This is a genomic window from Blastococcus sp. CCUG 61487 (genome assembly GCF_005222955.1).
Taxonomy (GTDB): domain Bacteria; phylum Actinomycetota; class Actinomycetes; order Mycobacteriales; family Geodermatophilaceae; genus Blastococcus.
Map to the genome: position 1 here is coordinate 1 of NZ_LWUA01000279.1, position 19,118 is coordinate 19,118.

16 protein-coding genes and 1 pseudogene are annotated in these 19,118 nt (G+C 74.2%); 15 read left to right on the forward strand and 2 right to left on the reverse strand.

The genetic code is table 11. The features are described 5' to 3' along the window. From A6V29_RS18505 to A6V29_RS18535, 7 genes and pseudogenes are all read left to right on the forward strand, one after another. Window positions 1-403, forward strand: a pseudogene (locus tag A6V29_RS18505) (TPM domain-containing protein); the annotation flags it as partial. Between the two features lie 68 nt (window positions 404-471). After that, window positions 472-1,230, forward strand: coding sequence for a VOC family protein (locus tag A6V29_RS18510; protein WP_137161679.1), 759 nt, complete (start codon window positions 472-474; stop codon window positions 1,228-1,230). Window positions 1,231-1,340: 110 nt separating this feature from the next. Continuing rightward, window positions 1,341-2,315 (forward strand): methylenetetrahydrofolate reductase, encoded by a 975-nt coding sequence (locus A6V29_RS18515; RefSeq protein ID WP_137161680.1) that lies wholly within the window; start codon window positions 1,341-1,343, stop codon window positions 2,313-2,315. Beyond that, entirely contained in the window at window positions 2,312-3,076 is a 765-nt protein-coding gene (locus A6V29_RS18520) for a class I SAM-dependent methyltransferase (protein WP_249933338.1), read from the forward strand. The genes A6V29_RS18515 and A6V29_RS18520 overlap by 4 nt, the downstream gene beginning before the upstream one ends. Window positions 3,077-3,193: 117 nt before the next feature. Continuing rightward, window positions 3,194-5,101, forward strand: a complete 1,908-nt coding sequence (locus A6V29_RS18525; protein ID WP_137161681.1) for a clostripain-related cysteine peptidase — start codon at window positions 3,194-3,196, stop codon at window positions 5,099-5,101. Window positions 5,102-5,142: 41 nt separating this feature from the next. Continuing rightward, entirely contained in the window at window positions 5,143-6,003 is an 861-nt protein-coding gene (locus tag A6V29_RS18530; RefSeq protein WP_137161682.1) for an alpha/beta fold hydrolase, read from the forward strand. Window positions 6,004-6,046: 43 nt separating this feature from the next. Beyond that, window positions 6,047-7,861, forward strand: a complete 1,815-nt coding sequence (locus A6V29_RS18535; RefSeq protein ID WP_137161683.1) for an ABC-F family ATP-binding cassette domain-containing protein — start codon at window positions 6,047-6,049, stop codon at window positions 7,859-7,861. Window positions 7,862-7,972: 111 nt separating this feature from the next. Here A6V29_RS18535 and A6V29_RS18540 read toward each other — a convergent pair whose 3' ends face one another. Beyond that, entirely contained in the window at window positions 7,973-8,674 is a 702-nt protein-coding gene (locus A6V29_RS18540; RefSeq protein WP_137161684.1) for a hypothetical protein, read from the reverse strand. A 146-nt stretch (window positions 8,675-8,820) separates the two neighbouring features. Between A6V29_RS18540 and A6V29_RS18545 the strand changes: the two genes are divergently transcribed. The 8 genes from A6V29_RS18545 to mnhG all read left to right on the forward strand — a co-directional run bounded on the left by A6V29_RS18545 (window position 8,821) and on the right by mnhG (window position 17,270). Then, a complete protein-coding gene (locus A6V29_RS18545) occupies window positions 8,821-10,047 on the forward strand; it encodes a sensor histidine kinase (RefSeq protein WP_137161685.1) in 1,227 nt (408 codons plus the stop codon). Further along, a complete protein-coding gene (locus A6V29_RS18550) occupies window positions 10,044-10,703 on the forward strand; it encodes a response regulator (RefSeq protein WP_137161686.1) in 660 nt (219 codons plus the stop codon). Before A6V29_RS18545 ends, A6V29_RS18550 begins: the two co-directional genes overlap by 4 nt. Before the next feature lie 89 nt (window positions 10,704-10,792). After that, window positions 10,793-13,663: a Na+/H+ antiporter subunit A gene (locus A6V29_RS18555; protein ID WP_137161687.1), complete on the forward strand. Its 2,871-nt coding sequence runs from the start codon at window positions 10,793-10,795 to the stop codon at window positions 13,661-13,663. Continuing rightward, the gene (locus A6V29_RS18560; RefSeq protein WP_137161688.1) at window positions 13,660-14,187 is read left to right on the forward strand and encodes a Na(+)/H(+) antiporter subunit C; all 528 of its coding nucleotides are present in this window, start codon (window positions 13,660-13,662) and stop codon (window positions 14,185-14,187) included. Before A6V29_RS18555 ends, A6V29_RS18560 begins: the two co-directional genes overlap by 4 nt. Further along, complete coding sequence (locus A6V29_RS18565; RefSeq protein WP_170977956.1) at window positions 14,184-15,938, forward strand: Na+/H+ antiporter subunit D; 1,755 nt, start codon at window positions 14,184-14,186, stop codon at window positions 15,936-15,938. The genes A6V29_RS18560 and A6V29_RS18565 overlap by 4 nt, the downstream gene beginning before the upstream one ends. Continuing rightward, window positions 15,935-16,510 carry a Na+/H+ antiporter subunit E gene (locus A6V29_RS18570; RefSeq protein ID WP_137161689.1) on the forward strand — a complete coding sequence of 192 codons (576 nt, stop codon included), beginning with the start codon at window positions 15,935-15,937 and terminating at the stop codon, window positions 16,508-16,510. The genes A6V29_RS18565 and A6V29_RS18570 overlap by 4 nt, the downstream gene beginning before the upstream one ends. Beyond that, complete coding sequence (locus A6V29_RS18575) at window positions 16,507-16,827, forward strand: MrpF/PhaF family protein (RefSeq protein WP_137161690.1); 321 nt, start codon at window positions 16,507-16,509, stop codon at window positions 16,825-16,827. The genes A6V29_RS18570 and A6V29_RS18575 overlap by 4 nt, the downstream gene beginning before the upstream one ends. A 5-nt stretch (window positions 16,828-16,832) precedes the next feature. Continuing rightward, complete coding sequence (gene mnhG / locus A6V29_RS18580; RefSeq protein ID WP_249933343.1) at window positions 16,833-17,270, forward strand: monovalent cation/H(+) antiporter subunit G; 438 nt, start codon at window positions 16,833-16,835, stop codon at window positions 17,268-17,270. 17 nt (window positions 17,271-17,287) lie between these two features. Here mnhG and leuA read toward each other — a convergent pair whose 3' ends face one another. Beyond that, window positions 17,288-19,027 (reverse strand): 2-isopropylmalate synthase, encoded by a 1,740-nt coding sequence (leuA, locus tag A6V29_RS18585; RefSeq protein ID WP_249933339.1) that lies wholly within the window; start codon window positions 19,025-19,027, stop codon window positions 17,288-17,290. Window positions 19,028-19,118: the final 91 nt, after the last annotated feature.

Genomic DNA, 19,118 nt, shown 5'->3' on the forward strand with positions numbered 1-19,118 from the left:
CCCCCGGGCGCGCACCCGGCTGGCCGAGGCCCAGCGGCACCTGCAGGTGGCGATCGACCAGCGCCGGGACGACCCGGAGAACGCCCTGCGGGAGGCGCACCAGGCCACCCGGCTGGCCCAGTCCGCGCTCCAGACGGCGCAGTCCGACGTCTCCGGCTGGGGCGGGCCGGGCGGCTACGGCGGCGGGTACGGCGGCGGGTACGGCCCCGGCGGGTTCGCCGGCGGGCCCCGGCGCGGTGGGGTGGACCTGGGCAGCCTGGTGCTCGGCGGCATCCTGGCCGGCGGCATGCGCGGCGGGTTCGGCGGTGGCGGGTTCGGTGGCGGCGGCTTCGGCGGCGGGGGACGTTCCGGCGGCGGCAGCTTCGGCGGCTCCGGTGGCCGCAGCGGCGGGGGCCGCTTCTAGACCGGGACCTCTGGGTTCTGTCGGACCCCGGTGGCACCGTGATCCCCCTCACACCCGAGGGAGGATCGATGCCCACTCGAGACACTGCCTGGCCGCCCGGGACGCCCTGCTGGGTCGACTACGGAGCTGCCGACGTGGCCGCGGCCCAGGAGTTCTACGGCGAGCTGTTCGGCTGGACCTGGAGCGGCGGCGAGGCGGAGTTCGGCGGTTACCTCAACGCGCTCAAGGACGGCCGGCAGGTGGCCGGCCTGGGCCCGCTGATGAGCGAGGACGACTCGCCCTGGTGGACGACCTACTTCGCCACCGACGACGCGGTGGCGTCCACCGCCCGCATCAGGGAAGCCGGCGGCACCGTCGTGATGGAGCCGATGGAGGTCGGGCCGATGGGCTCGATGGTCGTCGCGCTGGACCCGCAGGGGAACGCCTTCGGCCTCTGGCAGGCCGGCAGCCACACCGGGGTCCAGCGGTACAACGAGCCGGGCGCCCTGGTGTGGAACGACGCCGCGGTCGACGACCCGGTGGCCGCCCGCGAGTTCTACGCCGCCGTGTTCGGCTTCACCTGGACGGAGTTCCCCGGGATGGAGCCCTACGCCACCTTCAGCCTCGGCGGCGATCCGCTCGGCGGGCTGGGCCCGGCCTCACCCGGCCTGCCCGGGGGCTGGGCCACCTGCTTCGCGGTGTCGGGGACCGACGAGGCGGTCGCCGCCGTCGAGGCGCGCGGCGGCGCGGTGCTGACGCCCGCCGAGGACACGCAGTTCGGCCGGTTCGCCGTGCTGCGGGACCCGTGGGGAGCGCCCGTCTCGGTGATGGAGGTGCCCGCCGGCTGACGAGCCTCGCGGCACCGGCCGCTCGACCGGCGGGTTTGCCACCCGCCCGCTCGGGACACCGCTGCACGGTGCCGGACGGACCGCTGCCCCGCCCGGGGTGCCCGAAGCGCATGGTCTTCGGCCCCTGCGGCGGGGTCCGCGGGAACGAGCGCTGCGAGGTGGCGGAGCACCGCTGCGTCTTCCTCGACGGTCCGCTCCCGGCCTGGCCCGACCCGCCGGCGGCACCGGCGGCGGTCAGCGGCCTGCTCACCGCGGCGGCGCGCGGCCCCGTCGTCCTGAGCGACCTGACGACGGCGCCCTTCGACACCGACTCGGTGCGCCGGGTCGTGGAGGTGCTCGCCCCGGTCTCCGACGCGCTGCTCGCGGGCGAGTACGCCAACCGGCCGGACTTCCCGCCGACCATGCTCGCCGCCCGGGTGCTCGACGCCGGGGGCCGGCTCTGGACGACGCTGACCTGCCGCGACCGCAACCGCGTGGTGCTCGAGCAGGAGCTCGCCGGGCTCGCCGCACTCGGCGTCGACGGCGTCCTCACCGTCACCGGCGACGCGCGCGGCCCGGGGGTGCGCGCCGGCGCGACGCAGGTGTTCGACCTCGACGGGCCCCGGCTGGCCGCGCTCGCGTCGGACGTCGGGCTGCCGGTCGCGGTCGCCGAGTCCCCCGAGGCGCCGCCCGCCGGCGCGCGGCCGGCCCGGGTCGCGCAGAAGCAACGGGCCGGCGCCCAGCTGTGCGTGCTCAACCACGTCAGCACCCCGGCGCGGGTCGCGGAGTTCGTCACCGCCGCGCGGGCCGCCGGAGCGACGCTGCCCTTCGTCGCCGGCGTCGCCGTCTACACCGACGAGCCCTCCGCGCGGGTGCTGCAGCGGTTCCCCGGCCTGCACCTCGACGACGCCCGCGTCGAGCAGGTGCTCGCCGCCCCCGATCCCCGGGCGGCCGGCATCGAGGCGGCGGTGGAGGAGGCGCGGGCACTGCTCGCCGTCGACGGCGTCGTCGGGGTGAACCTGTCCGGGATGGGCTCGGCACGCGGTGAGGACGACGGGGCACGGGTCAAGGCCGCCGTGGCGGCGGCAGTGGGAGGAGCGCGGTGACCGAGCTCGAGAGCGAGGCGATGGAGGCGGAGTTCGACACCGTCGCCGGCTGGACCGAGGAGGCCGTGCGCGCGCTCGGCCCCGGGCACGCGATCCCGGCCGGGTGCCGGGGCAGCGGCAGCGAGGGCGCGCTGCGCTGGCTGGCCGACCGGCTGGAGCTGCACCCGGGCAGCCGGGTGCTGGACGCCGGCGCGGGTGTCGGGGGTCCCGCCGGATGGCTCGCGGCCGAGCGCGGCGTGCGACCCGTGTGCGCCGAGCCGATGGAGGCCGCGGCGCAGGCGTCGCGCCGGCTGTTCGGACTGCGCTCGGTGGTCGCGACCGGCCAGCGGCTGCCCTTCGCCGATCGCTCGTTCGACGCCGCGGAGTGCCTCGGCGTGCTGTGCACGACCTCGGACAAGGCCGGGGTGCTGGCGGAGCTGCGGCGGGTCCTCGACGACGGCGGCCGGCTCGGCCTGCTGGTGTTCGTCGCCGACGCGCCCCTCCCGCCGCCGCTGCCCGAGGGCAACGAGTTCCCGTCGGAGGTCGAGACGCGCGCGTTGCTCGCCGCCGCCGGGTTCGAGCTCCGCGACGCCGCCGACGCCGACCTCGCCGACAGTCCACCGGAGTGGACCGAGGCGGCCGACGCCGTCGACGCCGAGATCGAGCGGCGGCACGGGCACGACCCGCGCTTCCAGCAGGCGCGCGAGCAGTCCGGCCGGGTGGGCCGGTTGCTGGGCGAGGGAGGGCTGCGGGCCTGGCTGGCGGTCGCCGTCGCGCGCTGATGCCGAGGCCGTCCGGAGCGCCGCGACACACCGGGCCCGGTCTGGTCGCAACCGGCTCCGACCTGCGACGATGCCTCGCCCGGCCGCTCGACGCGCCGGCGAGGAACGGATGGGCGCATGCGTCGTCGTCGGTGGTCGGTCCTGGGCGCGGTGGCCTGCGTGCTGGCGGCGTCGGGGTGCGGCGCTGGGTTCTGGTCCGCCGAGTCCGCCACCGAGGGCGCCACCGAGGGCGAGGGCTGGACCGTGCTCGTCTACTCGATCGCCGACACCGACCTCGAGCCGTTCCTGCTCGGCGACCTCGCCGAGCTCGCCGAGGTGGAGTCCGGGGAGGACCTCCAGATCGCGGCGCTGGTCGATCGCGCCGCCGACTACAGCGACGAGGAGTTCCTCGACGTCGGCGACTGGGTGGGCGCCAAGTACCTCTCCCTCGGGGAGGGCAGCGCCGAGGAGCTCGACGACCTCGGCGACGTCGACACCGGGGACCCGGCGGAGCTGGCCGAGTTCCTCGAGCGCGGCATCGCCGACCACCCGGCCGAGCGCTACGCGCTGGTGATCTCCGACCACGGCGCCTCGTGGCCCGGCGTCGGCGGGGACGAGGGCTCGGGCATGAGCACCCTGACCCTCGAGGAGCTGCGCGAGGGCATCGCCGACGGCCTCGACGCCGCCGGCGTGGAGAAGCTGGACCTGCTCGGCTTCGACGCCTGCCTGATGGCCACGTACGAGACGGCGAGCACCCTCGCCCCGGTGGCCGACCGGATGATCGCCTCGCAGGAGCTCGAGCCCGGCCACGGCTGGGACTACGGCGCCTTCGAGGTCGCCGCCGACGACCCCGACGTCGACGTCGACACCCTCGGGACGGCGATCATCGACGGGTTTGCCGCCCAGGCCGACGAGGAGGGCACGGGAGCCGACATCACCCTGTCGATGATCGATCTCGACCGCGTGCCCGCCATCGACGCGGCGGTCGAGGAGTTCAGCGAGGTGCTGAGCGAGCGGGCCGCCGACGTGGCGCCCGTCGTCGGCCGCGAGCGGGCGCAGGTGCTCTCCTTCGGCCGCGACCCCGACCCGTCGGTCGACACCCACATGGCCGACCTGGGGCTGCTCGCCGCCGAGATCGGGGAGGACGCGCCCGGGGTCGCCGGCGAGGCCGAGGCGGTGATCAGCGCGCTCGCCGACGCCGTCACCTACCAGGTCACCGGCCCCGCCGCGGGCGGTGCGAGCGGGCTGTCGATCTACTTCCCGCCGACCGAGGACCTGCTCGACACCGACTACGCCTCGGTGGAGAGCGCCCAGGCCTGGGGCGACTTCCTGGGCAGCTACTTCGACGCGGGGGCCGCGATCCCCGAGGAGAGCCGGCCCACCTTCGTCGACGGCGACGTGGCGGTCTCCTTCGACGACTACGGGCTCGCCCTCGAAGCGGCGTTCGACGCCGCCGCCGAGGAGAACGTGATCTGGGCGAGCATCGGCTACGGCGAGATCGGCGAGGACGGGTCGGTGACCTTCTACGGCGAGGAGCAGGCCGACGTCTCCGAGGACGGGTCGGGCCTCGTCGTCGGCAGCTACGACCTGACCACCATGACGATCAGCGACGGGATCGACACCTCCTACGCCTACCTGACGGTGACGTGGGGCGACGACGACGCCGGGGTGGCCACGATCGACGTCCCGCTGGCCTACTTCGAGCCGGGCGAGGAGGAGTACCGGGACGTCACGCTGACCATCAGCTTCGACCCGGAGACCGGCGAGGTGCTGAACGAGACGTACTACTCGTACACCGCGGCCGGCACGTACGGGGAGCTCACCGCCGACCCGGAGGGGCTCATCGTGCCCAAGCTCCTGGTCGTCTCCCCGGACGGGATCGCGTCGTGGGAGCCGGCGTCCGACGTCGGGTTGTACGCCGACCTGCCCGACCTGGAGTACGACTTCGTCGCGCTGCCCTCGGGCACCGCGCTGTACGCCGAGCTGCTGGTGGAGGACTTCGGCGGGAACACCGACTCCGTCGCCGTGGAGGTCACCGTCCCGTGACGAGGTGAGCGCCGCCGGCCGAGGTGTGGTGGGCTGCGCCCGTGCGCACCTTCGACGCCCCGGACGGCACCACCCTCGCGTACCGCCGGACGGGGGACGGCGATCCGCTGGTCGTCCTGCCCGGTGGCCCGATGCGCGCCGCCGACTACCTCGGCGACCTGGGTGGCGGGCTGCGGCGGTCGCTCGTGCTGCTCGACCTGCGCGGGACCGGCGGGTCCGCGGTCCCGGCCGACCCGGCGACCTACCGGTGCGACGCGCAGGTCGACGACGTCGAGGCGCTGCAGGTGCACCTGGGCCTGGACCGGCTCGACCTGGTCGCGCACTCGGCGGGGGCCACGCTCGCGGTGCTGTACGCCCGCCGGCACCCCGAGCGGGTCGGCCGGCTCGTCCTCGTGGGGCCCAGTGCCCAGGTGGCCGGCGTGACGGTCTCGGACGACGACCGGCGCGCGGTCGCCGAGCAGCGGCGCGACGAGCCCTGGTTCCCGGACGCGTTCGCCGCGCTCGAGCGGATCCAGGCCGGCGAGCCGACGGAGGCCGACTGGGACGCGAGCGCCCCGTTCAACTACGGCCGGTGGGACGACGCCGCCCGCGCGCTGTCCGCCGCCGACGCCCACCAGCGCAACCAGGACGCCCGCGCCCGGTACCACGCTCCGGGCGCGTTCGACGCCGCCGACGTCCGCGCGGGTCTCACCCGCCTCCGGGTGCCGGTCCTCCTGCTGACCGGCGAGTACGACATGGTGATCCCGCCGAACCGGGCCGCTGAGTTCGCCGCCCTCTTCCCGGACGCGGCGCTCACCGTCCAGCCGCGAGCCGGGCATTATCCCTGGCTCGACGACGCCGCCGCGTTCGCCGGCGCCGTGACCGCGTTCCTGGACCGGACGACTCCGCCGCGCTCCGCCTGAGCCGACGCGGACGGGCCGCGGCGGGACGCGGATACTGGTCGCGATGAGCGCACCCCTGAACCTGGTCAACCTCGAGCGGGTGCACAAGGCACACGGCACGACGGTGATCCTCGACGACGTCTCCCTGGGCGTCGCCGCCGGTGAGCGGATCGGCGTCGTGGGCCGCAACGGCGGCGGCAAGTCGACGCTGCTCTCCCTGCTGACCGGCGCCGACGAGCCCGACTCCGGCCGGGTCACCCGCCGCGGGGACCTCGCCATGGGCGTCCTCGACCAGCTGGGCACGCTCCCGCCGGGGACGACGATCCGCGACGTCGTCCTTCCGACGAGCACGTTCGCCAACGAGCACGAGTGGGCCGCCGACCCGGCCGTGCGCAGCGTGCTGGCCGGGCTGGAGCTCGACCGGATGGGCCTGGACGCGCCGGTCGCCCCGATGTCCGGCGGCGAGCGGCGCCGGGTGGCGCTGGCCGCGCAGCTGATCCGCCCGCTGGACCTGCTGATCCTCGACGAGCCGACCAACCACCTCGACGTCGAGGGCGTGGCCTGGCTGGCCGAGTACGTGAAGGCACGGGCCGGCGGGATGGTCGTCGTCACCCACGACCGGTGGTTCCTCGACGAGGTGTGCACGACGACCTGGGAGGTCGCCGACGGGAACGTGCACGCCTACGACGGCGGCTACTCGGCGTACACGCTGGCGCGGGCGGAGCGGGCGCGGATCGCCTCGGTCACCGAGGAGCGCCGGCTCAACCTGGTGCGCAAGGAGCTGGCCTGGCTGCGGCGGGGCCCGCCGGCGCGCACCAGCAAGCCCAAGTTCCGCATCGAGGCGGCCCAGGCGCTGATCGCCGACGAGCCCCCGGCCCGCGACTCGCTGGCGCTCCAGGGCTTCGCGGCCCGCCGGCTCGGCAAGACCGTGTACGAGCTGGAGGGCGTGGACTACTCCGTCCCGACCGACGACGGACCGCGCATGCTGTTCCGCGACCTGACCTGGAACGTCGGGCCGGGCGACCGGATCGGCATCGTCGGCGTCAACGGCGCCGGCAAGACGTCGCTGCTCAAGATGCTGGTGGGGGAGGTCTCCCCGGACGCCGGGAAGGTCGTCGTCGGCCAGACCGTGTCGCCGGCGTACCTGTCCCAGCACGTGACCGAGCTGCCGCCGAAGGCCCGTGTGCTGGAGGCGGTGCAGGACGTCGCGCGGATCGCCCGGATCGGCAACCAGGAGATCTCGGCGTCGTCGCTGGCCGAGCGGTTCGGCTTCGCGGCGAACCGGCAGTGGACGCCGGTCGGTGATCTCTCCGGCGGCGAGCGGCGGCGGCTGCAGCTGCTGCGGCTGCTCATGGCCGAGCCGAACGTGCTGGTGCTCGACGAACCGACCAACGACCTGGACATCGACACGCTCACCGCGCTGGAGGACCTGCTCGACGGGTTCCCCGGCACGGTGCTGGTGGTCAGCCACGACCGCTACTTCGTCGACCGGGTCTGCGACAAGGTGGTCGCGCTGCTGGGCGACGGCTCGCTGGCCGAGCTGCCGGGCGGGGTGGAGGAGTACCTGGCCCGCCGGGCGGCCGGTGGCGCGCCGCTCACGACCGCGGCGGGGGAGCCGCGTCCGGTCGGGGCTCCCTCGACGGCGGCCCCCGCTGTCTCGGCCGCGGAGGCGCGGGCGGCGAAGAAGGAGGCGGCCAAGCTGGAGCGGCGGATGCTCAAGCTGGACGCCGACGAGAAGAAGCTGCACGAGGAGCTCGCCGCTGCCGCGACCGACTACACGAAGGCGGCCGAGCTGGACGCCCGGCTCAAGGCGCTGCAGGCGGAGAAGGACGAGGTCGAGGAGGCCTGGCTGACCGCCTCGGAGCTCGCCGAGGGCTGACCTTTCGGGGCCATGTTGATCAGCTGACCTGGTCAACAGACGTCCTCCCTCACGGTGGACAGTGAGGGAGGACGTCAGATGACCAGGAAGGCTGATCAACATCGAAGGGATTCAGGTGGTGGGCTCGGCCCGGTGGCGCTGGATCAGCCGCAGCCCGATCGCCACGACCGGGACGGCGCCGATCACGGCGTACGCACCGAACAGCAGCGGCGAGAACGGCGTGGCCATCGAGGCGACCAGCGCCACGACCGCGGGGACGATCAGCCACCTGCTCAGCACGCCGGCCCGGACGAGGCCGGAGATGCCGACCAGCGGCCCGATCAGCCCGAGCAGGGTGAGCGTCCCGACGATCCCCTGCGCAGGGGAGCCGGCCACGTCCTGGAACAGCGCGAGCGCGGCCGCGGGCTCGAGGGCCCGGCCCACGGCGCCGGTCCAGAAGTCGTACAGCACGAGACCGGTCACGGTGACCAGCCCGAGCGCCGAGAGCAGGGCCCCCACGATCGTCGTCGTGCTGCCGCGGCGGCCGCGGACGAGAACCGGCGCGGCCAGCCACGCCAGGGCCAGCGCCATGTTGCCGTAGTGCAGCAGCAGCGCAGAGAGCGCCGTGCGGCCCTCGTCGCGGGCCAGCGAGGCGATGTAGTCGGCGTCGGACATGGAGTCCGCCGGCGGCGAGGTCGCCATCCCGGTCACGTAGAGCAGCGAGCCGGCGATCATCGCGCCGCCGGCGAGCGGGAGGAGCCGGGCGCCGGCCGAGCGGGCGGGGCGCTCGACGGCGGTGGTGGTGGGGGACGGGGGCATCAGCTGGGTCGTCATGGCCCGAAAAGCTAGGGACGGCGGGGCTGCCGGGGCGTCCGCCGGAACGCACCGACCTGCGTCCGCCGTGAGGGGGAACGCAGCCGCCCGTCGTTCGGCCGCACGGGGGACGCCGGGACGGCCGCGCGGCCTCTAGCGTCGTCGCCATGCGCCCCTGGCCCGCCACGAGGCCCATCACGAGGCCCATCACGCGGCCCGTCACGAGGCCCGCGCGCCGGCTGCTGTGGCCGGCCGTCGGCCTGCTGATCGCCGGGCTGTCGGTCGTGGAGAACCTGACCGACGAGTTCTACGGCTTCCCGCTGGTCACTACCGTGCCCGCGCTCGTCGTCGGCCTGCTCCTCGCGGTCTGCCCGCGCTGGCCCGAGGCGGCCGCCGTCGGCGGTGCCCTGACCATCCTCGGCAACTTCGCGATGGACACCCCCGGCCCCGGTGGCGCCCAGCTGGTCGGCATGGGCGTGCTCGTCGGGCACGCCGTCGCCGTCCTGCCGCCCCGCGCCGGGATCCGGGCGACGCTGGTCAGCTCGGCGATCGCGCTGGTCTCCGGGTCGATCTTCTCCGTGTCGCCGTGGGAGGGCGTATTCTACTCGGTGGTCACCGGCGCGGGCTGGGCCGTGGGCACGCTGGTCCGCCAGGTGCAGCAGCGCTCCGGCGAGCTGCAGGTGCTGGCGGCCCGGCTGGCCGAGCAGCAGGAGGCGGTCGCCGCGGCCGCGGTCACCGCGGAGCGGGCCCGCATCGCCCGCGAGGTGCACGACTCGGTGGCGCACGCGGTGAGCGTGATGGTCCTGCAGATGGGCGGGCTGCGCCGGTTGCTGCCCGACCACCCCGACGCCCAGCGGGTGCTGCTCGACCTCGAGCGGCTGGGCCGCGACTCGGTCGACGAGATGCGCCGGGTGGTCGGCATCCTGCGCGACGGTGCCGACGGCGTCCCGGCTCCTCAGCCCTCGCTGAGCCGGCTCGAGCCGATGCTGGCCGACCTGCGTGCCGGCGGCATGCCGATCGAGCTGGTGGTCACCGGCGCTCCGCGCGAGCTGCCGCAGCTGGTCGACGTGTCCGCCGTGCGGATCGTGCAGGAGGCGCTGTCCAACGTGCTGCGGCACGCCGGGGCGGCGGCGACCCGCATCGAGCTGGACCACGCCACCGACCGGCTCACGGTCACGGTCACCGACGACGGCGTCGCCCGCGTTCCCGCACCCCCGGCACCACCGCGGGTGGGCGGGCACGGTCAGCTGCACATGCGCGAGCGGGCTGCGGTGGCGGGCGGACGGCTGGACGTCGGCCCGGTCCGCGGGGGCGGCTACCGCGTGTGCGCCACCTTCCCGCTGCCCCGGCAGGACGACGGCACGGCCGCCGCCGCGCGGGAGGTGTCCGCGTGATCCGCGTCGTGCTCGTCGACGACCAGGCCATGGTGCGCACCGGGCTGCGCATGGTGCTCGCCGCGGAGCCGGACATCGAGGTGGTGGGGGAGGCCGCCGACGGCGCCGCCGGGGTGCGCGTGGTCACCGACCTGCGGCCCGACGTCGTCCTGCTCGACGTCCGGATGCCCGGGATGGACGGGCTCGAGGCGGCCCGCCGCATCCTGGCCGCCGACCTGCCCACCCGCGTCGTCGTCCTCACCACCTTCGACGAGGACGAGTACGTGACCGCCGCCCTGCGGGCCGGGGTGAGCGGCTTCCTGCTCAAGGTGGCGCCGCCGGAGGACCTGGTCGCCGCCGTGCGCACGGTCGCGGCGGGTCAGGGATTGCTCGACCCGGCGGTCACCCTGCGGGTGATCGAGGGGTACGCGGCCGCCCCGTCCCCCGACCCGGTCCGCGCCGCGGCCCTGGCCGGGCTCACCGAACGGGAGACCGACGTCCTGGCGCTGGTGGCGGCCGGGCTGTCCAACGCGGAGATCGCCGCGCGGCTCTACCTCGGGGAAGCGACGGTCAAGACCCACGTCAGCCGGGTCCTGCTCAAGCTCGGCCTGCGCGACCGGGTGCAGGCGGTCGCGTTCGCCTACGAGAGCGGCCTGGTCACCCCCGGCGGACGCTGAACCGGGGGCGCTAACCTGAACGGCATCGCCGCCGGTGTCCTTCCGACGTCTGTGGTCGTCCCCGAGCCCGCCGAGACTCCCGGAGACCCGTGCTAGCACTCCTGCTCCTCCACCTGGCCGCCGCGGTCGTCGCGCCGCTGCTCGTCCGCTGGTGGGGACGGCAGGCCTTCGCGGCCCTGGCGCTGGTGCCGGCCGCGGGGTTCGTCTGGGTGATGGCGCAGCTCGGCACCGTCACCGACGGCGGTGAGGTCCGGGAGACGGTGCCCTGGGTGCCCGCCCTCGACCTGGACGTCGCACTGCGCCTGGACGCGCTGTCGCTCACCCTCGCGGCGCTGGTCACCGGGGTCGGGGCGCTCGTGCTCCTGTACTGCTCGCGCTACTTCGAGCCCGACGACGAGGGGACGGCGCGCTTCGCCGGCCAGCTCACCGCGTTCGCCGGGTCGATGCTCGGCCTGGTCGTCGCCGACGACCTGCTGCTGCTCTACGTGTTCTGGGAGCTGACCACCGTCTTCTCCTACCTGCTGATCGGCGGGTCGGGGACGCGGCTGGCGGCCCGACGGGCGGCCAGCCAGGCGCTGATCCTCACCACCGCCGGCGGGCTGGCGATGCTGGTCGGGCTGATCATGCTCGGCGAGACCAGCGGCAGCTACCTGCTGTCGGAGGTGGTCGCGAACCCCGGCGACGGTCCCTTCCTGATCGCCGGCACCGTGCTCGTGCTGGTCGGCGCCATCACGAAGTCGGCCATGGTGCCGTTCCACTTCTGGCTGCCCGCCGCGATGGAGGCGCCCACACCGGTCAGCGCCTACCTGCACGCCGCGGCGATGGTGAAGGCCGGCATCTACCTGGTGGCCCGGCTCGCCCCCGGGTTCGCCGAGGTCCCCGGCTGGCGGCCGATCGTGCTCGGGCTCGGCGTGGCCACCATGCTCGTCGGCGGGTACCGCTCGCTGCGGCAGAACGACCTCAAGCTGCTGCTCGCCTTCGGCACGGTCAGCCAGCTCGGCTTCCTCATGACCCTGGTCGGCGGCGGCAGCCGGGAGCTCGCGGCTGCGGGCCTGACCATGACCGTGGCGCACGCGCTGTTCAAGTCCACGCTGTTCCTCACCGTCGGCGTCATCGACCACGCCACGGGCACCCGCGACCTGCGCCAGCTCTCCCGGCTGGGCCGGCAGCTGCCGGGGCTGGCGGTCATCGGCGGGCTGGCCGGCGCCTCGATGGCCGGCCTGCCGCCGCTGCTGGGCTTCGTGGGCAAGGAGGCCGCGTTCACCGCGCTCTGGGAGGGCGGGCTGCCCGACCGCACCTCCGCCGTCCTCCTGCTCGTGGGCCTGGTCCTCGGCTCGGTGTTCACCGTCGGCTACACCCTGCGCTTCCTGTGGGGCGCGTTCGCGGCCAAGCCGGGCTGCGCGGACATCGAGGTGCTCCACCGGCCCAGCGCGCTGTTCCTGACCGCGCCGGCGCTGCTGGCCACGGCCGGCCTGGTCGCCGGTCCGCTGAGCCCGCTGCTCGAGCCGCTGGTGGGCCGGTACGCCGACGAGCTGCCGCTGCTGGCCCCGAAGGCCGTCGAGCTGGCCCTCTGGCACGGCTGGCAGCCCGCGCTGGGGCTCTCGCTGGTCACCCTGCTCGGCGGTGCCGCGCTGTTCGCCGCCCGCAAGCAGGTCTACCGCCGGCAGCGGGCGCTCGCGGTGCGCAGCTCCGCCGACGAGGGCTACTGGAACACGATGCAGGCCCTGGACCGGCTCGCGGTGCTGGTCACCGGCACCACGCAGCGCGGATCGCTGCCGGCCTACCTGGGCACGATCCTCGTCGTCGTCCTCGCCCTGCCCGGCTCGGTGCTGCTCTTCCGCGCGCCCTGGCCGGACGAGTGGCGCGCCTGGGACACCCCCATCCAGGCGCTGGTCGGTGCGGTCGCGCTGATCGCCGCGGTGCTCGCGGTGCGCATCCGGCAGCGGCTCTCGGCGGTGCTGGTCGTCAGCGTCACCGGCTACGCGCTGGCGGTGCTGTTCGTCCTGCAGGGCGCGCCCGACCTCGCCCTCACCCAGTTCCTCGTCGAGACGCTCACCCTGGTGGTCTTCGTCCTGGTGCTGCGCAAGCTGCCCAAGGACATCGCCGAGCGGCACCGGCCGCGCGAGCGCGCGGTCCGCGGCGTGATCGCCGTCGGCGTCGGCGCGCTCATGGCTGCTGCCGGCGCCGTCGCGATGAGCGTGCGCACGGCCGATCCGGTATCGGTCGACTACCCCGAGGCCGCCTACGACTTCGGCGGCGGGGAGAACATCGTCAACGTCACCCTGGTCGACATCCGCGCCTGGGACACCCTCGGCGAGATCTCGCTGCTCGTGGTCGCCGCGACCGGTGTGGCCAGCCTGGTCTTCCTGCGCCGGCGCACCGGGGTGATCGACCGGCTGGACGAGGGGCGGCTGGGCACCGGGGACATGCGGCGGGCTCCCCGGAGGCGCTGGCTGTCGGCCTCGGTGGCGCTCTCGCCGGAGCGGCGCTCGGTGGTCCTCGAGGTCATCACCCGCGTGCTGTTCCACCCGATCGTCGTCTTCTCGCTGTACCTGCTGTTCAGCGGGCACAACCAGCCCGGCGGCGGCTTCGCCGGCGGGCTGGTGGCCGGGCTCGCGCTCGTGCTGCGCTACCTGGCCGGCGGCCGCTACGAGCTCGGCGAGGCCGCGCCGGTCGACCCGGGCCTCCTGCTGGGCGCCGGCCTGCTGTTCGCCGGCGGCACGGGCGCGGTCGGGTTGGTCCTGGGCGCCGAGGTGCTGCAGACGGCGATCCTGGAGACCACGCTGCCCGTGCTCGGTGACGTCAAGCTGGTCACCTCGCTGTTCTTCGACGTCGGCGTCTACCTCATCGTCGTCGGCCTGGTGCTGGACATCCTGCGCAGCCTGGGCGCGGAGCTCGACCGGCAGGCCGACGAGGACGACTACATCGACGCTCAGCCGGAGGAGGTCATCGCCCGATGACTCCCACCGTCGTCCTCCCCCTGGTCATCGGCGGCATGTACGCCGCCGGCGTCTACCTGCTGCTCGACCGCAGCCTCACCCGGGTGCTCCTGGGCTTCCTGCTGCTCGGCAACGCGACGAACCTGCTGCTGCTCTCCAGCGGCGGCCCGTCCGGCGAGGCGCCGATCCTCGGTTACGCCGAGCCGGAGGAGATGACCGATCCGCTCCCCCAGGCGCTCATCCTGACCGCGATCGTCATCACCTTCGGCGTCGCGGCGTTCGTGCTGGCGATCATCTACCGGTCCTGGCGGCTGGTCCGCCAGGAGGTGGTCGGCGTCGACGAGGAGGACCGCCGCGTGGCCCGGCGCTCGGGCACCGACGCCGACGAGATCGACCCCGACGACCTGGCACCGGAGGACCGCCCCGCGATGCACGCCGACACGCTCGCCGTCGACGACGAGGTCGACAGCGAGGGGTCCGGCGGCCTGGTCGGCACCCCGTCCGACGACGTCGCGCTCGACCCGACCCAGCGGACGGACCGATGATCAGCGCCCTCACTCCTCTGCCGGTGCTGCTGCCGCTGCTCGGCGCGGCCGCGGCGCTGATCGTCGGCGGCCGGCACCCCTACGCCCAGCGCATCGTCAGCATCGCGGTGATCACGGCCGTGCTGGGGGTCTCGCTGGCGCTGCTGCTGCTGGCCGACGCCGACGGCGCCGCCGCGGTCTCGGTGGGTGGCTGGCCGGTGCCGCTCGGGATCGTGCTGGTGGTCGACCGGCTCTCCGCGCTCATGCTGGTCATCGCCGCGACGGTGGCGCTGGGCGTGCTCGTGTTCGCCGTCGGGCAGGGTGCCGCCGACGGCGACGAGGAGACACCGGTCTCGATCTTCCACCCGACGTTCCTCGTGCTGATCGCCGGCGTGGCCAACGCCTTCCTGGCCGGCGACCTGTTCAACCTGTACGTGGGCTTCGAGATCCTGCTGACCGCCAGCTACGTGCTGCTGACCCTCGGCGGGTCGGCGCCACGGATCCGCGCCGGGGTCACCTACATCGTCGTCAGCCTGCTCAGCTCGCTGCTGTTCCTGGCGGCGATCGCGTTGATCTACGGGGCGACCGGCACGGTCAACATGGCCCAGCTGGCCGACCGGCTGGGCGACCTGCCCGCCGGCACCCAGCTGCTGCTGCAGTCGCTGCTGCTCATCGCGTTCGCGATCAAGGCCGCGGTCTTCCCGCTCTCGGCCTGGCTCCCGGACAGCTACCCGACCGCGCCGGCGCCGGTCACCGCGGTGTTCGCCGGCCTGCTGACCAAGGTCGGCGTCTACGCGATCATCCGCACGCAGACGCTGCTCTTCCCCGGCGGCGCGCTGGACCAGGTGCTCATGTGGGCGGCGCTGGCGACGATGGTCGTCGGCATCCTCGGCGCGGTCGCGCAGACCGACATCCGGCGGATCCTCTCCTTCACCCTGGTCAGCCACATCGGCTACATGGTCTTCGGGATCGCGCTGGCCTCGACCGCGGGGCTGGCCGGCGCGATCTTCTACGTCGTCCACCACATCGCCATCCAGACCACGCTGTTCCTCGTCGCGGGGCTGATCGAGCGGCAGGGCGGCTCGACGAGCATGGACCGGCTGGGCGGCCTGGCGAAGAGCTCGCCGCTGCTGGCCGTCCTCTACTTCGTGCCGGCGCTGAACCTGGGCGGGATCCCCCCGTTCTCCGGGTTCGTCGGCAAGCTGGGGCTGCTCGAGGCCGGGATCGCCGACGGCGGCTGGCTGCCGGTGGTCCTCGTCGCCGCCGGCGCGCTGACCAGCCTGCTCACCCTGCTGGCGGTCTCCCGCGTCTGGAACCGCTCGTTCTGGCGCAAGCCCGTCGAGGCGCCGGCCGGCGAGTCCGCCGCGGCGGCCGCGGCGGACGCGGGCCCCGAGCTCGACGGTGGTCCCGTGGGTCCGTCGACCGCCGGGGGAGAGCAGGACGGCGAACCGCCGGACGACGGCGCGGCGAACGGATCGGGGCTGTCCTCCCGCGCGGCCGCCCGGCGGGCTGCCTGGGAGCGGCACACTGCCGTGGCGACGGCCACCGATGCGCCGCTGGCCGGTGTGGCGGTGCGTTCCCGGCGGCCCCGGCCGGAGGATCCGCTGCCCCGCGTGATGATGATGTCGACCGCGGCGATGGTGGTCGTCACCGTGTCGCTGACCGCGCTGGCCGGTCCGCTGTACGCGATCGCCGATCGGGCCGCCGTCGACCTGCTGGACCGCGCGCCGTACATCACCGCGGTGATCGACGCGAACGGGGACGGCTCGTGAGCGACGACGTCGTCACCCGGCTGCGGACCCAGGGGCCGCTGCTGCTGTGGCTGGTCCTGGTCTGGAACCTGCTGTGGGGCACGTGGTCGTGGGCGAACCTGCTCAGCGGCGTCGTCGTCGCGCTGGCGGTCACGATCCTGCTGCCCCTGCCGCCGGTGGAGGGCGGGGCGCGGGTGCACCCGGTGGGCCTCGTGGTCTTCGTCGGCACGTTCCTCTACGACCTCGTGCGCTCTGCGGCCCTGGTGGCCTGGCAGACGATCCGGCCCAGCGGGATCCGCTACAGCGCGATCATCGCGGTGCAGATGCGCACCGACTCCGACCTGCTGCTCACGATTGTGTCCGAGACGCTCACGCTGGTGCCCGGCTCGGTGGTCATCGACATGGACCGCGAGCGCCGCGTCCTCGCGTTGCACATCCTCGCGGTCGAGGACGAGGAGGACGTCGAGCAGCGCCGCCGGTCGGTGCTGGAGGAGGAGGAGCGCGTGGTGCGTGCGTTCGGCACCCCGGAGCAGATCGCCGCGCTCGACCTCCCGCCAGAGCCGAGCGCGCAACCGGCCGGAGGGACGTCGTGACGCTGGTCTTCGTGCTGACCTTCAGCCTGCTGGCCGGGGGTGCGCTGCTCTGCCTCGTGCGGCTGGCCCGGGGGCCCTCGCTGCTGGACCGGGTGGTCGCGGCGGACACGATGCTGGTCATCGTCGCCGCCGGGCTGGCGGTCTACGCCGCGCTGGACCGGGAGCCAACGGTGGTGCCCGTGCTCGTCGTCGTCTCGCTGCTCGCCTTCGTCGGCTCGGTGTCGGTCGCCCGGTACATCGCCGGGATGGTCGTGCAGTCGCCGGCGGCGGAGGAGCAGGAGAGCGGATCCGTGACCGGCAGGGGGGAGGAACGTTGAGCGACGTGCAGGGGCCCGCCGACGTCATCGCGCTGATCGCCCTGGTCGGCGGTGCCTTCCTCTGCTTCACCGCGGGGCTCGGCCTGGTGCGCTTCCCCGACGTCCTCACCCGGATGCACGCCGGGACCAAGCCGCAGGCGCTCGGCGTCCTGCTGATCATGAGCGGCTCGGCGATCCGGCTGCAGGGCTGGTCGGCGACCTGGATGCTGCTGCTGGTGGCGCTCTTCCAGCTGCTGACCGCCCCGGTGACCGCCCACATGATCAGCCGGGTGGCCTATCGGCGCCGGCACGTGCGCCGCGACCTGCTCATGGTCGACGAGCTGCACACCGGGGAGCACAGCGACCGGCTGTTCCGCGGGGACGAGCCGGCCGACGCCCCGCCGGAGGAGCCGTTCCGCTCGCTGCGTGAGAGCCGGGACGGCGGATCCGGCCGGGGCGGCTGACCCGGCCGGATCCCTGCTCAGCGCTGCGCGCGGTTGACCGCCGAGACGACCGCCCGCAGCGACGCGGTGAGGATGTTCGGGTCGATGCCCACGCCCCACAGCACCCGGTCGCCGACGGCGCACTCGACGTAGGCGGCGGCCCGGGCGTCCCCACCGGAGCTCATCGCGTGCTCGGCGTAGTCCAGCACCCGGACGTCGACGTCCACGCTGCGCAGCGCGTCGACGAAGGCCGCGATCGGGCCGTTGCCCCGGCCCTGGATCGTGACGGGGACGCCGTCCTGCGTGAGCTCGACGACCATCTCGTCGGCCTGGTCGCCGTCGGACCGGTGGCTGTGCCCGACCAGCCCGAACCGGCCCCAGGGCGCCGCGGGGTCGGGCAGGTACTCGTTGGAGAACGCCGCCCACATCTGCTCGGCGGTGACCTCGCCGCCCTCGTCGTCGGTGTGCCGCTGGACGACGGCGCTGAACTCGATCTGCAGCCGGCGCGGCAGGTCCAGGTGGTTCTCGGTCTTCATGATGTAGGCGACGCCGCCCTTGCCGGACTGGCTGTTCACCCGGATCACGGCCTCGTAGCTGCGGCCGACGTCCTTGGGGTCGATCGGCAGGTAGGGCACCGCCCACGCCTGCTGCTCCACCGGCACCCCGGCGGCCGCGGCGTCGGCCTCCAGGGCCTTGAAGCCCTTGTTGATCGCGTCCTGGTGGGAGCCGGAGAACGCGGTGTAGACCAGGTCGCCGCCGTAGGGGTGCCGCTCGTGCACGCCCAGCTGGTTGCAGTACTCGACGGTGCGGCGGATCTCGTCGATGTCGGAGAAGTCGATCTGCGGGTCGATGCCCTGGCTGAACAGGTTCAGGCCCAGCGTGACCAGGTCGACGTTCCCGGTGCGCTCGCCGTTGCCGAACAGGCAGCCCTCGATGCGGTCGGCGCCGGCGCGGTAGCCCAGCTCGGCGGCGGCGACGGCGGTGCCCCTGTCGTTGTGCGGGTGCAAGGACAGGACGACGGCGTCGCGGCGGCCCAGGTTGCGGTGCATCCACTCGATCTGGTCGGCGTAGACGGTCGGCTCGGCCATCTCGACGGTCGCCGGCAGGTTGAGGATCGTCGGCCGCTCGGGGGTGGGCTCCCAGACGTCGGTGACCGCGTTGCAGATCTCGACGGCGAAGTCGAGCTCGGTGCCGGTGAACGACTCGGGGGAGTACTCGAAGAGGATCTCGGTGTCGCGCATCTGCTCGGCCAGCTTGCGGACCAGCTGCGCGCCGTGGACGGCGATGTCGACGATGCCGGCGCGGTCGCTGTCGAAGACCACCCGGCGCTGCAGGGTCGAGGTCGAGTTGTACAGGTGCACGATCGCCTGCTTGGCGCCCTGCAGGGACTCGTAGGTGCGCTCGATCAGCTCGTCGCGGGCCTGCGTGAGGACCTGGATGGTGACGTCGTCGGGGACCAGGTCGTCCTCGATCAGCTGGCGGACGAAGTCGTAGTCGGTCTGGCTGGCCGCCGGGAAGCCGACCTCGATCTCCTTGTAGCCCATCCGGACCAGCAGCTGGAACATCCGCCGCTTGCGGTCGGGGGTCATGGGGTCGATCAGCGCCTGGTTGCCGTCGCGCAGGTCGACGGCGCACCAGCGCGGGGCGACCGTGGTGACCTTCTCCGGCCAGGTGCGGTCGGGCAGGTCCACCGGGCGGAAGGGCTCGTAGCGGTGGATCGGCATGCCCGAGGGCTGCTGGGGATGGCGTACGTGGGGGTGCTGGGCGTTCGTGCTCACGGTGACGGGCTCCTCTGGCGCGGGCGGACTGTCGCTCCGATGGGCGGTCAGCAGGCGCCGGAGACGTCACGGCAGATCACCGCGGCGAGGG

What these genes read in the sequence shown, in the direction of transcription:
- A6V29_RS18545 (WP_137161685.1), top strand. Translation starts at nt 8,821, where the DNA reads ATGCGCCCCTGGCCCGCCACGAGGCCCATCACGAGGCCCATCACGCGG.
- A6V29_RS18515 (WP_137161680.1), top strand. Translation starts at nt 1,341, where the DNA reads ATGGTCTTCGGCCCCTGCGGCGGGGTCCGCGGGAACGAGCGCTGCGAG.
- A6V29_RS18535 (WP_137161683.1), top strand. Translation starts at nt 6,047, where the DNA reads ATGAGCGCACCCCTGAACCTGGTCAACCTCGAGCGGGTGCACAAGGCA.
- A6V29_RS18540 (WP_137161684.1), bottom strand. Translation starts at nt 8,674, where the DNA reads ATGACGACCCAGCTGATGCCCCCGTCCCCCACCACCACCGCCGTCGAG.
- A6V29_RS18510 (WP_137161679.1), top strand. Translation starts at nt 472, where the DNA reads ATGCCCACTCGAGACACTGCCTGGCCGCCCGGGACGCCCTGCTGGGTC.
- A6V29_RS18525 (WP_137161681.1), top strand. Translation starts at nt 3,194, where the DNA reads ATGCGTCGTCGTCGGTGGTCGGTCCTGGGCGCGGTGGCCTGCGTGCTG.
- A6V29_RS18565 (WP_170977956.1), top strand. Translation starts at nt 14,184, where the DNA reads ATGATCAGCGCCCTCACTCCTCTGCCGGTGCTGCTGCCGCTGCTCGGC.
- A6V29_RS18560 (WP_137161688.1), top strand. Translation starts at nt 13,660, where the DNA reads ATGACTCCCACCGTCGTCCTCCCCCTGGTCATCGGCGGCATGTACGCC.